17 protein-coding genes and 1 tRNA gene are annotated in these 16783 nt (G+C 48.3%); 12 read left to right on the top strand and 6 right to left on the bottom strand.

Annotated features, from left to right (window positions below; genetic code table 11):
• Nucleotides 1–58 precede the first annotated feature (58 nt).
• The gene (locus NO559_RS01430; RefSeq protein ID WP_258329987.1) at nt 59–472 is read left to right on the top strand and encodes a thioesterase family protein; all 414 of its coding nucleotides are present in this window, start codon (nt 59–61) and stop codon (nt 470–472) included.
• Between the two features lie 235 nt (nt 473–707).
• Here the strand turns inward: NO559_RS01430 and NO559_RS01425 are convergent.
• The 3 genes from NO559_RS01425 to NO559_RS01415 all read right to left on the bottom strand — a co-directional run bounded on the left by NO559_RS01425 (nt 708) and on the right by NO559_RS01415 (nt 5121).
• Nucleotides 708–784 (bottom strand) — tRNA-Arg (locus NO559_RS01425).
• Nucleotides 785–824: 40 nt separating this feature from the next.
• Nucleotides 825–3965 (bottom strand): efflux RND transporter permease subunit, encoded by a 3141-nt coding sequence (locus tag NO559_RS01420; protein ID WP_258329986.1) that lies wholly within the window; start codon nt 3963–3965, stop codon nt 825–827.
• Nucleotides 3966–3975: 10 nt separating this feature from the next.
• A complete protein-coding gene (locus NO559_RS01415) occupies nt 3976–5121 on the bottom strand; it encodes an efflux RND transporter periplasmic adaptor subunit (RefSeq protein ID WP_258329985.1) in 1146 nt (381 codons plus the stop codon).
• 215 nt (nt 5122–5336) lie between these two features.
• Here NO559_RS01415 and arsS point away from each other — a divergent pair, with 215 nt between their 5' ends.
• From arsS to NO559_RS01400, 3 genes are read left to right on the top strand one after another with little or no spacing between them, the layout of a single operon-like run.
• Nucleotides 5337–6302, top strand: a complete 966-nt coding sequence (arsS, locus tag NO559_RS01410) for an arsenosugar biosynthesis radical SAM (seleno)protein ArsS (RefSeq protein WP_258329984.1) — start codon at nt 5337–5339, stop codon at nt 6300–6302.
• Nucleotides 6295–6981, top strand: coding sequence for a TIGR04283 family arsenosugar biosynthesis glycosyltransferase (locus NO559_RS01405; protein ID WP_258329983.1), 687 nt, complete (start codon nt 6295–6297; stop codon nt 6979–6981). The genes arsS and NO559_RS01405 overlap by 8 nt, the downstream gene beginning before the upstream one ends.
• Entirely contained in the window at nt 6974–7618 is a 645-nt protein-coding gene (locus tag NO559_RS01400; protein WP_258329982.1) for a TIGR04282 family arsenosugar biosynthesis glycosyltransferase, read from the top strand. Before NO559_RS01405 ends, NO559_RS01400 begins: the two co-directional genes overlap by 8 nt.
• 15 nt (nt 7619–7633) lie before the next feature.
• Here NO559_RS01400 and NO559_RS01395 read toward each other — a convergent pair whose 3' ends face one another.
• The 3 genes from NO559_RS01395 to flgA form a co-directional block, all read right to left on the bottom strand.
• On the bottom strand, nt 7634–8110 hold the full coding sequence (locus NO559_RS01395) for a flagella synthesis protein FlgN (RefSeq protein WP_258329981.1): 477 nt from the start codon (nt 8108–8110) through the stop codon (nt 7634–7636).
• Between the two features lie 78 nt (nt 8111–8188).
• Entirely contained in the window at nt 8189–8515 is a 327-nt protein-coding gene (gene flgM, locus NO559_RS01390) for a flagellar biosynthesis anti-sigma factor FlgM (protein ID WP_258329980.1), read from the bottom strand.
• A 120-nt stretch (nt 8516–8635) separates the two neighbouring features.
• Nucleotides 8636–9346 (bottom strand): flagellar basal body P-ring formation chaperone FlgA, encoded by a 711-nt coding sequence (gene flgA / locus NO559_RS01385; RefSeq protein WP_258329979.1) that lies wholly within the window; start codon nt 9344–9346, stop codon nt 8636–8638.
• Between the two features lie 290 nt (nt 9347–9636).
• On the opposite strand from flgA, the gene NO559_RS01380 reads away from it, so the two are divergent.
• The 8 genes from NO559_RS01380 to flgG all read left to right on the top strand — a co-directional run bounded on the left by NO559_RS01380 (nt 9637) and on the right by flgG (nt 16756).
• Complete coding sequence (locus tag NO559_RS01380) at nt 9637–10572, top strand: chemotaxis protein CheV (RefSeq protein WP_258329977.1); 936 nt, start codon at nt 9637–9639, stop codon at nt 10570–10572.
• A 106-nt stretch (nt 10573–10678) separates the two neighbouring features.
• Nucleotides 10679–11542: a protein-glutamate O-methyltransferase CheR gene (locus tag NO559_RS01375; RefSeq protein ID WP_258329976.1), complete on the top strand. Its 864-nt coding sequence runs from the start codon at nt 10679–10681 to the stop codon at nt 11540–11542.
• 341 nt (nt 11543–11883) lie between these two features.
• Complete coding sequence (gene flgB, locus NO559_RS01370; protein ID WP_258329975.1) at nt 11884–12291, top strand: flagellar basal body rod protein FlgB; 408 nt, start codon at nt 11884–11886, stop codon at nt 12289–12291.
• Nucleotides 12291–12731 (top strand): flagellar basal body rod protein FlgC, encoded by a 441-nt coding sequence (flgC, locus tag NO559_RS01365; RefSeq protein ID WP_258329974.1) that lies wholly within the window; start codon nt 12291–12293, stop codon nt 12729–12731. The genes flgB and flgC overlap by 1 nt, the downstream gene beginning before the upstream one ends.
• A gap of 67 nt (nt 12732–12798) precedes the next feature.
• Nucleotides 12799–13479, top strand: a complete 681-nt coding sequence (locus NO559_RS01360) for a flagellar hook assembly protein FlgD (protein WP_258329972.1) — start codon at nt 12799–12801, stop codon at nt 13477–13479.
• Between the two features lie 42 nt (nt 13480–13521).
• Complete coding sequence (gene flgE / locus NO559_RS01355; RefSeq protein WP_258329971.1) at nt 13522–14778, top strand: flagellar hook protein FlgE; 1257 nt, start codon at nt 13522–13524, stop codon at nt 14776–14778.
• A 382-nt stretch (nt 14779–15160) separates the two neighbouring features.
• Nucleotides 15161–15904 (top strand): flagellar basal body rod protein FlgF, encoded by a 744-nt coding sequence (locus NO559_RS01350; RefSeq protein WP_258329970.1) that lies wholly within the window; start codon nt 15161–15163, stop codon nt 15902–15904.
• A gap of 66 nt (nt 15905–15970) precedes the next feature.
• On the top strand, nt 15971–16756 hold the full coding sequence (flgG, locus tag NO559_RS01345) for a flagellar basal-body rod protein FlgG (protein WP_258329968.1): 786 nt from the start codon (nt 15971–15973) through the stop codon (nt 16754–16756).
• Nucleotides 16757–16783 lie beyond the last annotated feature (27 nt).

Below are 16783 nucleotides of genomic sequence, written 5' to 3'. Positions count from 1 at the left end.
AAGTCTCTAGTCGCTGGTAAAAAGATTAAAAAATCTAGAGACTGATTTAAGGAATAATATGCATCATTTATTAAACGGCGTGGTACATCCCTGGTTATGTGACATGATGGGGCATTTTACTACCCGTCATTATATGGCCATGTTTGACGATGCCAGTTATCAGTTGATGGCTGAGGCCGTGGGTTGGGATAGAAATGATCCGCAGTGGCAGGGCCGGGGCTGGGCCGACGTGCGCCACGAAATAGAGTATGTGGGTGAGCTGCGCGCCGGTGATTTACTGACAGTGAGTGGCGGCATAAAAACCATAGGGAATAGTTCGCTCACTATAAGTTTTGTAATGACAAATAAATTAACCGGCCAGCTCGCCGCCACAATGACGTCTAAAAGCGTATATTTTGATTTGGATGCCAGAAGGGCAACGCCGATTACGGAGCTGATGCGTGAGCGTATGCAAGGCTATTTGATAGATTAAAAAAGTCGCTAGTTTGTAGTCTCTAGTTGCTAGATTTTTTGTCTAGAGACTAGAGACTAGAGACTGTAAGAAATCCCATTGAGGGATTTTCATCCCCTGCGGGCTACACCACTGCGTTGCTCGTAGCCAAATGCTGTTCGCATTTGGTCGAACGTTTTAACTCAAAACCTGTAGACTGAACGATATAAACAAAAAAGCCCCACCTAAAATACCCGGTGGGGCCTTTTTGTTTGTATGGTCCGCCCTGCAGGAGTCGAACCTGCGACCTGCCCCTTAGGAGGGGGCCGCTCTATCCAGCTGAGCTAAGGGCGGTGGTTTAAAAAACTAAGCATACTGAATATCGCAGAATATTTTAAGTGTTAATTAGTACTGCGGGTTTAAGTTTGTGATATTTTTTTACTAAATAGCTGGGTAATACCAGCATCACAGGTGTGACTATTAGTGTTAGCAGGGTTGAAAATAATAAACCGTAAACAATAGCGGTGGCTAAAGGTATCCAAGTGGATGAAATTTCACCACCGGTGATAACGGTGCGTGAAATTAAATCAACGCTGGTGTTAAGTGCTATAGGCAGCATACCCATAATGGTAGTGGCGGTGGTTAAAAAAACCGGCCTTAGGCGTTGGGCGCCGGCGGCAATGACGGCATCTATGGGGCTTAAGGCCTGCGCTTTGCGTAGGTGGTTATAGGTGTCGATTAAAATAATATTATTGTTAACCACTATACCCGCTAGGGCCACTATGCCTATGCCGGTGAGTATGACACTAAAGGTTGCCTGGGTTACTAATAGGCCCAATAACACGCCGGCAGTAGACATGACTACGGCTGATAAAATTAACAGCCCCTGGTAGAAACTATTAAACTGGGTGACCAACAAGATAAACATTAAAAATAAGGCCAGTGAAAAAGCCACGCTTAAAAATGCTTTGGATTTATCTTGCTCTTCATTAGCGCCGCGAAAAACCACGCTAACCTCAGGGTCTATGGTTTGTTGCGCCAGCCATTGCTGAATTTCTTTGACTTTATCATCGGCCAGCACGCCCAAGTCTACATCGGCTTTAACCGTCACAACTTCTATGCCATTAATACGTTTAATGGTGTCTACCTTGGGCTTGGCTACGCGTTGTACAAAATCACTGATGGGAATAACACCATCGTTGGTGTTAATACGTAATTGGTCCAGCACATTAATACCACGATTGCTTAAGGGGTAGCGCACACGTATATCCACTTCTTCATCGGCATCATCGGGGCGGTATTCGCCCACTTTAACGCCATTGGTCACTAACTGTACGGCGCGGCCTACTTCTAGTACGTTGACGCCTAACTGTGCGGCTAAGCTGCGGTTAACCTGCATCTCCCACTCTATGCCGGGCAGTGGGGTGGTGTCGGTGATGTCGCGCAGCCCTGCTACAGTACTAAGGTGTTGGCGGATAAACTGAGCGGTGCTTAATAGTTTGTCGCGATTAAGGCCCTGCAATTGTATTTGTATGGGCTTGCCTACCGGTGGGCCATCTTCAAAGCCTTTGGCATTAACAATAATGCCGGGCATGTCGGCAGTGTGCTGGCGGATCTCGGCGTAAACTTCATGGGTAGAGCGTGCCAGTGTGGCGGGGTCGTTAAGTTCTATCCATATGCTGCCGATTTGGTCTTTGGCTTTGCTGCTGTCGCTGCTGTCGCTGCCGCTGGCGGTGTAGAGTGTGTTAACGCCTTTTACTTCCAAAATACGCTGCTCTACCTCGCGTACTAAGTCGCGAATTTCCTGTGCGGATAAATTACCCTGCGCGCGCACGGTAGCTGAGCCGTACTTGGTTTCCGATTCGGTAAAAAACTCTACCCCGGCATTGTATTTACCGTAGAGTAAAAAGATGGCAATTAATATGGCCAAGGTAGCGAGGATTACCTGTAACGGCCGTTGCACTAACCAAGCTAATATACGGGCATAGTTGCCAGTAATACCTGCCAAGCTGGTGGGTGGATCGCTTTCTAAATGCTGTAAATAATTGCGCACACTAGGGCTCATATTATTTTTACCAAAATGTGCACCTATCACCGGGGCAAACAGCAGGGCATAAAACAGCGAGCCAAAGAGCACGGCAAAAACTGTTACCGGCAAGTAGCGCATAAACTCGCCGGATACACCGGGCCAAAACATCACTGGTAAAAACGCCGCTAGAGTGGTGGCGGTAGATGCAATAACCGGCCAAAACATCCGCTTAACAGATTCCATATAGGCATCGCGGCTGCTTAGGCCTTCGGCCATTTTGCGGTCGGCAAATTCGGTAATCACTATGGCGCCGTCTATTAACATGCCTAGGGCCAGCAACATGCCAAACATCACCATAAAGTTAAAGGTGTAGCCTATGCTGTAGGTGATAATAATGGCAAACAATAATGAAAAGGGTATGCCAAGGCCGACTAATATACCCGAGCGTATACCTAAGGCCGCCACCACCACTATCATGACCAAGGCCATAGCGGTGAGTATGTTGCCTTGCATTTCGTTGACCATTTTTTTGGTGTAGTCAGATTGATCTAATACATAACCCACTTCTATACCCTGCGGTAAATATTTGAGGTTGGCATTAACCTGCTCACGTACTGCTGCTGAAATTTCTATAGAGCCTGCACCTAAGCGCTTTTGTACTTCTATAGTAATGGCGGGTTTACCATTAACGCTGGTATAGCGTTTGGGGTCTTTAAAGGTACGGCGTATATCAGCTATGTCGCCCAAAAGAACATGGCCATTGCTGGTGGATTTTAAAGGTAATTGATAAACGTCTTGATAGTTTTCTATTAGCCCGGGCACTTTGATAGAGAATCGCCCTTTGCCATTATCAACTTCACCGGCTGGCACCAGCAAATTATTATTGAGTACAGCATTGGTCATGTCGGCGCTGGTGATTTGGTAAATCTCTAATAAAGCGGGGTCTACTATGGCTTCTACTACTTCTTCGCGGTGGCCTACCATGTTGGCATTGAGTACGCCGGGCAGGTTTTCAAATTGTCGTTTTAGTTTTTGTGCTGCTTGAAATAATTGACGCTCGCCTACCTGGTCGCCAGTTAGGGTTACGACTATGGCGGCAAAAGCATCGGCCGACATTTCATTAATTACCGGCTCTTCGGCATCTCTGGGCAACTCGGCTTTGGCTCTGTCTATGGCTTCGCGCACATTGACTAAGGCTTGGTCTATGTCTTCTTCGGCATTAAAACGAATAATCATTACCGCATTAGATTCGTAAGCGTTGGCAATGAGTTCGTCTACCCCTTCGAGGTTGCGCAACTCTTTTTCCATGGGCCGCACTAATAAGCGCGCTGAATCTTCAGGTGATACGCCATCTAAATAAACCTGTACCCAAATAATCGGTATGGTCACATCGGGCGATGACTCTATAGTGGTACTGGAACGGGCGTAGAGGCCAGCTAATAAAATTAACAGCAGCATGCAAAACATGCTGCGGTGGTGGCTAATCGCGGTATTTAAATACTTCATAGTTTCAAGCCTACAGTTGGGTGGCTTGCTGGGTGTTAAGATTTTTTTGCTGCGCTATGGGTTTGTTATGGCCGAGGCTGGTTTCCATCACCGCACTAACCTGTTGGCCTGGGCTGACATATTCTTGCCCTACGGTAATGACTGTGGTTTGTGGGGGTAAGCCGGTAACCCACACACCTTGGCTGTCATCACCAATAATATTGACGTTAATAAACTGCACCTGTGATTGTTGATCAATTATGCGCAGCCCTATATTGCCGGCATCATCTAAAGACAATAGCGAGGGGGAAACTACATGTGCCATAACCGCGGGGGCGGCCACTAAAATATCAGCGGTAATGCCGCTGTGTAATAAATTTTGCGGGTTATTGACTGCCGCCTCTACCCGAAAGGTGCGGGTGAGCTTGTCGGATTGGCTGGCAACAAAGCGCACTTGCCCTTGCACTTGCTCCCCGGTTAATAGCCGGGCCGTTACCTGATCTCCTTTTTTAATTTGCTTAATATTGGCGCCGGCGACTTGGCCAGCCACTATCAAAGGGTCAAAATCTAACACCGTGGCGCAGCTATCACCGCGTTGCATTAAATCGCCAATTTCTACCGGGCGGCTATCAATAACCCCGGCAAAAGGCGCGCGTATATTAATTTTTTCTAAGTCTATGCGGCGACGTTGCAGGTTGGCTCTAGCGGTTTCTAATTCAGATTTTTTTGTTGCTATCACTGTTTTGGCTTGAAAGCCGCTGTTTTCGAGTTGCAGCGAGGCATCGTATTCCAGGGCAGATTTATCTACTAAGGCTAGTGCTTGCTCTACTTGTAGTTGCCGGTCCTCTATGGCTAGTTGGCATATGATGTCTCCAGCATTGACGATGGAACCTTTGCTGATAGGTAGGGCAGTGATTTGGCCGCTGACTTCAGCGCGCACATTCACACTGCGGTTAGCTTCGGTTTGGGCGGCGATGCGTAACAGTGGCGTATAGGCCTGTGCTGAAATTTGTTGGGCTCTGACGCTGTAAGGTGCTTTGGCGCTAGCTTGTTCATGGCTGGCGGCTTTAGCTTTGTCTTTAAATAAGCCGCTGGCCATCCATAGTAGTAACAGCACTAAAATAATGGCGGCGCTGTGGTAGTTTTTATTTTCTTTAATTTGTTGCAGTGATGACATGTAGCTAAGTACCCGTAACCGCTAGGCCAGTGTTAGTAGCTAAGCATTATGAATTGAAACGCTGAGGCTGGCCACCGGCTATGTGTCAATTAGTGTAAAAAACAGCCGCTGGTTTATGGCTGGGTGATAAAGACTTTGAACAATAGCAGGCTGCTATGGTCGAAGCTGGGCAATAGGAATACACTAATAGCACTTTTTAGGCGTGGGTAGATATCATGTTAGATAGCAGGCCACTATTAATTGCCACCGACTTCCCTCCTATACGGCGTAATAAGCTAGAGATATTGCAGGTTAACCTGGGTTATAAGTGCAACCTCAGCTGTGTGCACTGTCATGTTAATGCGGGGCCTACTCGCACCGAGATGATGAGCCTAGAGACCGTAGAGCTGTTACTGCAATTTATTAAAGCGCAGCAGATTAAAGTATTGGATCTTACTGGCGGCGCTCCAGAGTTGAATCCCCATTTTCGCTATTTAGTAGCTCAGGCACGAGCCTTGGGTGTGGAGGTGATAGACCGCTGTAATTTAACGGTGTTGCTGGAGCCCGGGCAGGAGGGTTTAGCGGAGTTTTTAGCGCAACAACAGGTCGTGATTACAGCCTCGTTACCTTGTTATAGCGCAGAGAATGTTGAAAAACAGCGCGGTAAAGGCGTGTATGCCGATAGCATTAAGGCTTTGCAACAGCTAAACCAGCTAGGTTACGGCAGCGACCCTAAGCTAGCACTGCACTTGGTGTATAACCCCACCGGCCCAGTATTGCCGCCGCCGCAACAAGCGCTAGAGGCAGCCTATAAAAAAGAGCTGCAGCAGCGTCATCAAATTGTTTTTAACCAGTTGTATACCATTACCAATATGCCTATTAGTCGCTTTGGTGCGGTGCTGCTGTCACAGGGGCAGTTTGAGGCATATATGGATTTGCTAAAGGCCAATTTTAGCGACAGCAATTTGGCAACGGTAATGTGTAAAAACCTATTGAGTGTCGATTGGCAGGGCTATTTGTACGATTGTGATTTTAATCAAATGTTGGCCTTGCCTATGGGCGCTACCGCGGCGCAGGGCCGTAGGCACCTATCCTCAGTTATGCGGCAGGATTTTGCCGGGCTAGAGATACACATAGCCGACCACTGCTTTGGCTGCACCGCGGGCCAGGGCAGCAGTTGCGGTGGAGCCTTGCATGACTGAACCTGCGGTGCCTGCGCTGAGCATTATTATACCGGTATTGAATGAGTCGGAGTGTTTGCAGGCTAGCCTGCGTGCCCTGCAGCCCCTGCGGCAGCAGGGCTGTGAGGTCATTGTGGTGGATGGTGGCAGTAGGGATGACAGTGTTGCCATCGCCCAAGCTTGGGCGGATGTGACTTTGCCAAGTCCGGCGGGCCGCGCCTTGCAGATGAATGCTGGCGCGAAAGTGGCACAGGGCGATTATCTGTTGTTTTTACATGCCGATACCCAGCTGCCCGCTGCGCTATCGCTCACACAGTTACTGCATTCACAGCCCAGCTGGGGTTTTTTTAAGCTGCGGCTGAACAGCCGTAAAAGCCTGTTGCCGATGGTACAAGCGTTAATGAATCTGCGCTCTAGCCTCACTGCGGTCGCTACGGGAGATCAAGCTATTTTTGTGCGGCGCCAAGTCTTTATAGCGCAGGGTGGCTACCCTGCCATACCCTTAATGGAGGACGTAGCGCTGTGTAAGCAGCTGCGTCGCTTAGCTAGGCCCTTGGTTGTGGCCGACCCAGTGCTCAGCTCCAGCCGTCGCTGGTTACAGCATGGGGTGCTTAAAACCATTATGTTGATGTGGCTACTGCGGCTGGGCTACTTTTTAAAAGTTAGCCCGCAGCGTTTGCACAGCTTGTACTATGGCTGAGTTTAGCCATCCGCGTTGTAAAATCTTGGTTATGGCGAAAGCTCCTGTCGCAGGCCAGGTTAAAACCCGACTGCAGCCACAGCTCAGCCCGCAGCAGTCGGCGCAGCTGCACGAGGCGTTATTGGCGCATTGCTTGGCTATGTTACAGCGCGCGAGTTTGGCGCCCGTGCAACTATGCTATGCCGGTGAGCATTCATGCTGGCAGCAGTTACAACAACGCTATCAATTGGCGCTGGACCTAGAGTTAGTGCCCCAAGGGGGCGGCGATTTGGGGCAACGTATGGCCGGCATGGCGCAGCATGCCTTAGCGGCCGGTGCTGAAACGGTGGTAATACTGGGGGCTGATTGCCCCTTTATTGCAGGGGGCTATATAGAGCAGGCTTTACAGCGTTTGCAGCAGGGGGCTGAGGTGGTATTTGGCCCCGCCCAGGATGGCGGCTATGTGCTATTGGCTTTTAGGCAGCTGTGGCCACAACTGTTTGCTGATATCAGTTGGGGCAGTGAGCGGGTGCTGGCACAAAGTTGCCGGGCTTTAAGTTGCCGCTATCACTGCTTGCCGCCTTTGGCGGATATAGACCGGCCCGAGGATTTACCGCTATTAGCGGCGCTGCCAGCCTTAAAGCACTGGGCGGTTTAGGCTGGCTTTTGCTCATTAAGCGCTGGTAATACTGCGGCCGCTGCTATTGTTGTTAGCCATGCCCTTGGGGTCGTAGAGGCGGTTTTGCTGATTGGCACCGCGCAATAGATCTAAAGTTTGGGTGACCACTAGGCGGGTGCGTTGCAAGATGCGCTCGTTGACGGCGTTTAGGTGCTGGCACTCGTCCCACTGCTGGGCCAGTTGGCGCCAGGCTTTGGCTACTATGGGCGCCTCTTGTTCGGCAGCTTTTAAGGTGCTGGCTTCATCCTGTAGGCCAGCTGCCTGCAGGGCATGCATGCGGGTGTTGGCCTGTTGTTTAAGGCTGTTGACCAAGCTGTTTTTAGTGGCCAGCAGGGCTTTAATATTGTCGTAGTCACGGCTTTCTAAGGCGCTGCGCTCCTGCAATAACAGGGTATGCAATTGGCTGGTGAGGGGTAGGTCTTTATGAAATGTGGCTTGTAGCTCAGACCACAGCTGCGGTGTAGTTGCCATACGATTAACCTTTTGAATGTTTTATATTTGCCTGTGCTCGCTAAGCGAGCGGGTGCTCAAAGAGCTGTTCAGTGCGCGCTATTTGCCGAAGAGCGCATCTGAAGCGAGTAATTTCTCTGCAATTTTGTCGTTGTTAATGCTGTATTCGCCATTGGCTATAGCCGCTTTAATAGTGGCTACACGCTCTTCGTCGACTTCGGGTAAGTCGGCCAGCTTGCTCTCTAAGCTTTTTAGCGTTTGCGCTTGGTTGCTGAGGTTGACCTGATCGCTGACGGCGGCTTTGCTGGCACTGTTATCCACAGCTGAGCTATTACTTTTGTCAGTTTTCGGGCTGTTGTCATCCTTGCGCTCAGTGCGCAGCTCGTTGCGGTTTGGGCTTCCTAAGCCACTGATATCTCTAACCATTTTCTAAAATCCTAATTGGCAAATTAAGGCAAATATAAAACGTTCATAGTATTTATCGGCAGTGATGCTGCGAACTTTAACATATTTAGCCTTTTTATTACGGGTTTCTGCTTAGTGAGTTTATAGGGTTGCTTGCACCGCTCCAGGGCCCATAACTCGGGCATCGATGACGCGTTTGGATTGTCGATTTTGCACCCGTATTTGCTGCCCGGTACGGCCATCGCTAAGGGCTATGGCGGGCGCTTTGACGGTCAGCGAGCCGGTTTCGGCACTCAGTACTACGGCATCGCCTTTTTCTATTACTAAGGGGGCTTGTAAATAGCCGCTGGCAATAACCGCGCCGGGCTTAAGCGGGCGCTTGGTTTCCATATCGATAACGTCATGTTTATCAAAGTAGTAGCTGCCGCGTATATTGCCTAAATCGACTTCGCGCAGGTCTAGGTCGGCGGCGGTAAGCTGGGTGTGTTTGTTAATAGGGCCTGCGGCTACGACTATAGGGTGAAATAGCGCTATATCGGTGGGCACGTACAGTGACCAATTGCTAGGCTGCGAGCAGCTGACTTTGAGGTTTACTCGCCCAATCGCGCTGTTATCGCGGCGCTCTACAGTCAGCTGGCTACAATCAGCCATCACCAAGCGCGAGTCCAGGGCATTGATTTGGTGGCTGATGCGGCTGGCGTTGGGGTAGCGTTGTTGCAGCTCTTGGCGGTAGTTATCCATAAATTGTTGAATGCTGAGCTCTATGTCCGCCACCGTGGTACCCGCCTGTGCTAGCGCTGTGCTGAGCAGGGTGGTGACACTTAAGGGTATTAAAAAACTACGTGCTTTCATTAACTTAGCCTATGCTTTATATCTTAGAGCGCTAAATATTGGCGCTGTGCTGCCGATGATATGTTTAGGTCGAAAAAATGACGCTCAACAGCTATTTATTAATGCTGTGCAAGTAGTATGCCGTTAATGCTGAAGGGCGGCGGGCAGTTTTGCTGCATAGGGCTATGCTGCGATCCTTGGTATTGCGGCTGGCTGGTAGCATAATGAGCAAATAGCAGCAATCATGGCGAGTGCTGGCAGCTGAGTAGCAGTTGTTTAGTAACGTTGAACTATAGGTTTTGGAGAAGGGTATGGCGGGTGTACTAGATACGGTCAATCAACGCACGCAGTTGGTTGGGCAAAATCGCCTTGAGTTATTGCTGTTTCGCTTAGGTGGCGAGCAGGTATACGGCATTAATGTTTTTAAGGTTAAAGAGGTGCTGCAGTGCCCTAAGCTGACCATGATCCCCCAGCGTAACCCTGTGGTGAGAGGAGTCTCTCATATACGCGGTGGAACTATTCCGATTATGGATTTGAGCTTAGCGACAGGCCAGGGTGAGTTGGATGATATAGAAAGTTGTTTTGTCATTATCACCGAGTACAACACCGCGACCCAGGGCTTTTTGGTACGTGGGGTAGAGCGCATAGTCAATATGAACTGGGGTGATATCCATCCACCACCCAAGGGCTCGGGGCGTGAGCATTATTTAACCGCGGTGACTAATATTGATGGCCGCTTAGTTGAAATTATTGATGTGGAAAAAATCCTCTCTGAAGTTTCACCCATGGTGGAGGAAATTTCTGAAGGCGTAGTGGATGACAGTATTAATGAAGTCGCCGCTAGCAAGCATGTGCTTATTGTTGATGATAGCGCTATAGCGCGTAAGCAAATTAAGCGCTGTGTAGAGAGTATAGGGGTAGAAACCACGGTGTTGAATGATGGCCGTCAAGCCTATGAGCACCTAATGAATCTGGCCGATGCGGGTGAGGATGTTTCGAAAAAGTACTTGGTGATGATATCCGATATAGAGATGCCAGAAATGGATGGCTATACCCTAACCTCGGAGGTGCGTTCTGACCCTCGCTTGGCTAAACTGCACGTGGTGCTACATACCTCGCTAAGTGGTGTGTTTAACCAAGCCATGGTGAAAAAGGTAGGTGCAGATAACTTTTTGGCTAAATTTAACCCAGATCAATTAGCCACCATGGTAACTGACAGGATTAAAGCGGCTAATCTCGAGCTCTAGCCTTAGGCCTATGAAGTGTAGTAAGGGGGAAATTTTAATCGGCCCCTGACTGAAAAGGCTGTATGCTTAACAATTTTCCCTGTTTTTAAAAAGGTTAGCAGTAACTATGAGCCAACAGACCTATGGTTCGCCTTCTCATGCTAGTGCGCAAGTATCATCGGTAGATTATCAAAACTTCCGGAAATTTTTAGAGAAGGCTTGTGGTATTTTACTGGGCGAGAACAAGCAGTATTTGGTGGCCAGTCGCCTGAGTAAGATTATGGCCAGCCATAAGATTGCCTGCCTTAGTGAGTTGATAGAAAAAATGAGTATGGCCAATCACCGCGCCTTAAAGGAAGCGGTGATCGATGCCATGACCACCAACGAAACCCTGTGGTTTCGCGATACCCACCCCTTTGAAGTGTTTAAAAATACCATTTTGCCGGCCTGCATAGCCCGCGGTGAAAGCAATATACGTATTTGGTCTGCGGCTTGCTCATCGGGGCAGGAGCCTTACTCCCTGAGCATGGTCTATGACGAGTACCTGTTGGCGAATCGCTCACTGAAGTTGCCGCCGCTGAGTATAGTGGCAACTGATTTGTCAAAAACCATGATAGAGGCTTGTAGGGCTGCCGAGTATGATGGCTTATCCTTAGGGCGCGGCCTCTCCAATCAGCGGCTGCGCCAGTTTTTTGAACCCACTGAATCTGAGCGCTGGCGTGTTAAGCCGCAAGCTCGCGATAGGGTGCGGTTTCAGCTATTAAACTTAATGGATAGTTTTGTAAGCTTGGGCAAATTTGACGCGGTTTTTTGCCGCAATGTCTTAATCTACTTTTCGCTGGATTTGAAGAAAGATATTTTACGTCGCATACATGCCACCCTAAAGCCGGGCGGTTATTTGGTGTTGGGCGCCTCTGAGGGCTTAGCCGATTTGAGTGAGCTCTACGAGATGGTACATTGCCACCCCGGCATTATTTACAAGGCCTTGTAGTTGCCATGCTGTAATACAGCGATAGCTCGATAGTACTGTAGTTAATTAAAAGCCCCGCTGCGTAAGTTGCGGGGCTTTTTGTTTTTAGGCTTGTATTACACGCTTGGCCTTAGCTGATGATTCCCCAAATATTGCCACTTCACTATTGCCGCTTGCCGCCCTGGCCAGCAAGACTTTGCCGCTCTTATAACGCTAGCCATCGCTTAAGTAGCCTCTAGCCCCTGTTTATAGTGCTTTTATAAAACTGGCACAGGCTTTGCTTTTACCCTAGTCACCAGTATTAAGGTTAGCGGTTTTACTCACTAGTACTGCTAACGGTAAAGGGTAATAGGTAAGGCATTATGGCAATTAGTTTTTCAAATGCATTAGGTGTACACGAAGCGGCTTTGCAATTGCGTACTAAGCGTGCCGAAGTGATTGCTAGTAACTTGGCAAATGTGGATACACCTAACTATAAAGCGCGAGATATCGATTTTAAGAGTGCTTTGAAAAACCAATTGGCGATGAGCGGTAATGCGGGCAGCATGAAGGCAACTAATAGCCGGCATTTTGGTGCCGCCCAAGGCGTAGTCAGTGCCGCAGATTTAAAATACCGCACGCCATTACAGCCTTCCGTAGACGGTAATACCGTTGATGAGCAATCTGAGATGAGTCGATTTGCAAAAAATACTATGGACTTTCAGGCTAGCTTTCAGTTTTTAAACGGCAAATTTAAAGGTCTTAGTAAGGCCATTAAAGGAGAAATATAATGTCAATTAGCAGTATTTTTGACATAGCCGGTTCAGGTATGGCGGCGCAGAGCCTGCGGTTAAATACCACGGCCAGTAACTTGGCTAATGCGCAGTCAGCCAGTAGTAGTGTTGATGAAGTTTATCGCGCTAGGCATCCAGTGTTTCGCGCGGTACAGCAAGCGGCTATGCAAGGTAATGCATTTATTGACCCTATGCAGAGCGAGTCCAGTGTGGGTGTAAAAGTCGATGGCATCGTTGAAAGCGATGCGCCTTTACAACAACGTTATGAGCCACAGCACCCTAAAGCGGACAAAGATGGTTATGTGTATTACCCCAATGTCAATGTGGTAGAAGAAATGGCCGATATGATTTCTTCGTCGCGCTCATTTCAAATGAATGTGGAAATGATGAACTCAGCAAAAACAATGATGCGTGGTTTATTAAGCATAGGTCAGTAAGCTAGCTTGATAGGGTAGTAGCTGGTAAACGCAGCATGAGTAATCGTAAGACTTAGGAAGCAAGGCAATGACTGACAGCGTAGTTTCAACAGGTTTGTTAGCAGACTTATCGATACAAGATAAGATGCAAGCACAGGGGCGCACCAAAAGTAATGAGTTGGGGCAAGATGCTTTCTTGAAATTAATGATTACTCAAATGAATAATCAAAACCCGCTGGACCCGCAAACTAATAGTGAGTTTGTGGCACAGTTGGCGCAATTTAGTTCGGTTGAGGGTTTAGATAAATTAAATACTACCGTGACTGATATGAACCAAGGGTTTCAGTCTAGCCAAGCCTTACAGGCATCATCGTTAGTTGGCCGCAGTGTTAAAGTGCCCGCCGAGCAGGCCTATCTTGCTACCGGCAGTTATATAGCAGGCACAATTAATCTGCCGTATAGCACCGCTGATTTAAGTATGAATATTTATAATTCAGCCAATCAATTGGTAGGTAGAGAGTTATTAGGTGCCCACGAAGGCGGCGATGTGACCTTTGTGTGGGATGCTAAAGATAACGATGGCAACACCTTGGCAGCAGGGCAGTACCGTTTTGAAGCCATAGCTACAACCAGTGAAGGCCCGCAGCAATTGACCACCGATTTAAGTGCCAATGTTGATAGTGTCACTGTGGGGGGCAATGGCACCCTAACATTAAATGTCGCCGGCGTAGGGCCTATGTCCTTATCCAGTGTTTCAGAAATTTTGTAGGCAATAGATACAGCATTACCTAGTAAGGTAGAGGAGTGAGTTATGTCGTTTAATACCGCTTTAAGTGGCTTGCGAGCCGCGAATCAAGATTTATCGGTTACCGGTAATAATATTGCCAACGCAAGCACCGCGGGTTTTAAAGAGTCGCGGGCAGAGTTTGGTGATGTTTATGCCAATAGTTTGATAGGCAGCGGGTCTACTGCCGGTAGCGGTGTATTGGTTACCGATGTGGCGCAGCAGTTTGACCAAGGTAATATTTCGTTTACCGATAACAGCTTGGACTTGGCGATTAACGGCACAGGTATGTTTGTGCTTAGCGATGCCGGTGCGACTACCTACAGCCGCGCAGGTTATTTTGGCCTAGATAAAGACGGTTATATCGTCGCTAATAACAGTGCCCGCTTGCAGGGTTATCAAATCGATTCATCGGGGGCAATATCTACAGGTGTTACCGGTGACTTGCAAATACAAACTCAAAATATTGCACCGGCTTCAACCAGTGCGGTAGATATAGAGTTTAACTTAGATTCGCGGGCCTCAGCACCGGCGGTTACGCCATTCGATTACACGGATCCAGATAGCTACAATACCTCAACCTCGTTGACGGTATATGACAGCTTGGGTAATCCCCATGTGCAAACCAACTATTTTGTTAAAGACCCGGCTCCGGCAGTTAATCAATGGCAAATGTATGTAAAAATCGATGACCAAAATGTTATCGCGCCTACGGCTGCTGATACACCCATCACCTTAACTTTTGCCAGCGATGGTACTTTGGCATCGCCTTTAACACCTACCAATATAACGGCTTGGGATCCTATAGATGCTAATGGTAACTCTACCGGTGCTATCACCCCCTCGCCCTTTACCATTAGTGTGGGCAGCTCTACCCAGTTTGGTAGTGAGTTCTCGGTTACCGCGGTAGGTCAGGATGGTTTTTCACCAGGTCGCTTATCGAGTGTTGAGGTGGATAAAACCGGGGTTATTTTCGCGCGTTATACCAATGGTGAGGCGCAGGTGCTGGGGCAATTGGCACTGGCCACTTTTGGTAATCAACAGGGCTTAACGCCCCTAGGTAATACCAGCTGGGGCGAGTCTTTTGAATCGGGCCAGCCGATTATTGGTGCGCCGTTAACGGGGTCCTTAGGGGCAATACAATCGGGGGCTTTGGAAGACTCTAACGTGGATTTATCGGAAGAGTTGGTGCGTTTGATTATTGCGCAACGTAACTTCCAGGCTAATGCTAAAACCATAGAGACTTCGGATACGGTTACCCAGGCTATTATTAATATACGTTAACGTGTGAATTTAATTACTTAGGAGTTTTGCTAGGGGGTCTATAAAAGTTGTTGCGCTTGCCTTGCTACGCTTAAAATCAGTCTAAAATGCTTGTCAACTCTCTCTCGTACACGCATTTTTCGTAATCTAACTGTGCCCGTACAGCATGGTGGATTACACACGGCTCAGCTGGTTTTTTGGTGGCAGGCAAGTGCGACATCTTTTATAGCTCCCCTAGTAGCGCTCACATATTTCTTACCCGGCTCTGTGCCGGGTTTTTTGTTTTTCGCAATGCTCTGCATTTCTCTGACGCTATGGCATCAGTATTTATCCTCATAAAAAACTTGTTGGCACCCTAATTGCATTTTTCATGATTAGTGTTAATAAACAGGCGCTTTTTATCATGGATAAAGCAATCTATATCGCGATGACTGCAGGGCAAAATATTATGTCTGCGCAGGCGATACATTCAAATAACCTTGCCAACGCCAATACCTCGGGGTTTCAGGCGGATTTCGCTCAGGCTCGCTCTATGGGGGTGTATTACGGTGATGGCCACAGCACCCGCGCCTATGCCATGACAGAGAGCCCTGGTACTAATTTTAACCATGGCGCCCTGATAGAAACCGGCAGAGATTTGGATGTAGCTATAGATTCCGACGGTTGGTTGGCGGTGCAGGCGCAAGATGGCCGCGAGGCCTTTGTGCGCGGTGGTTCTTTACGGGTAAGCCCCACCGGCCAATTGCTAACCGGCAATAATTTGCCGGTTATGGGCGAGGGCGGCCCTATTGCTATTCCTCCTTTCGATAAGCTCACATTAGGTGCTGACGGCACTATCACCATACAGCCTGAAGGGCAGGCCGCCGGGGTATTGGCGGTGGTAGACAGAATGAAATTAGTACGCCCTGATTATAAAGATTTGCAAAAAGGCCCGGACGGTTTAGTTAGCCGTAAAGATGGCCAAGAGCAAGAGCCCGAGCCCAGAGTGCGAGTGCAGTCAGGTTTTTTAGAAGGCAGTAATGTCGATACCGTGGGCGAGCTGACTCAAATTATGGCCTTGGCAAGACAATACGAAGTGAATATTAAGCTGATGAAAACAGTCGATGAAAATAGTCAGGCGGCCACCAGTTTATTAAAAAGCAGTTAAATAATTTAAATTTTAGTGTTAGCGCTAGAGCAAAGTGATCAGCGTTAAATTGTTAAGAGGTGCAGTATGATTCAGGCATTATGGATTAGTAAAACCGGCCTAAGTGCGCAAGATACGCGCTTATCAACAATTTCAAATAACTTGGCTAACGCCGCGACCGTGGGTTACAAACGTGACTCGGTAGTGTTTGAAGATTTGTTGTATCAAATTCGCAGGCAGCCGGGTGCGCAATCATCTGAGAGCACACAGCTACCTTCGGGTGTGCAAATAGGTACCGGTGTGCGAGTCATCGGTACCACCAAAGAATTTACCAGCGGCAGTGTAGAAATTACCGAACAACCTTTGGATTTAGCCATAGTTGGGCGGGGTTTTTTTGAGGTACTGTTGCCGGATGGTAGCCAAGCCTATACCCGCAACGGCCAGTTTCAGGTAAATGCCACCGGTGAAATTGTTAATGCGCGCGGTTATCCCTTACAGCCGGGTATTACGATTCCTGATAATGCGCAAAGTATCACCATTAGTAGTGACGGCATAGTAGAGGCCACTGTGTTTGGCCAAGCTGGCGCGCAGGGGCTAGGCACTTTAACGGTGACTAATTTTATTAACCCAGCGGGTTTGCAGGCCATAGGCACTAACTTGTTTTTAGAGACTACCGCCAGTGGTGCCCCCATAGCCGGTACGCCCGGTGAAGATGGTATAGGCAGCATAGAGCAGGGCTCTTTAGAAAACTCCAATGTTGATACGGTGGAAGAGTTGGTCAATATGATTACCACCCAGCGTACCTATGAAATGAACTCAAAAGTTATTTCTACCGCTGATCAAATGTTGCAATTTGTTTCACAAAACTTGTAATCGGCGTTTAGTGCATAAGGTGTTAGC

This window comes from Dasania sp. GY-MA-18 (genome assembly GCF_024734385.1).
Classification (GTDB): domain Bacteria; phylum Pseudomonadota; class Gammaproteobacteria; order Pseudomonadales; family Dasaniaceae; genus Dasania; species Dasania phycosphaerae.
This window is presented reverse-complemented; position numbering and strand designations above follow the sequence as displayed.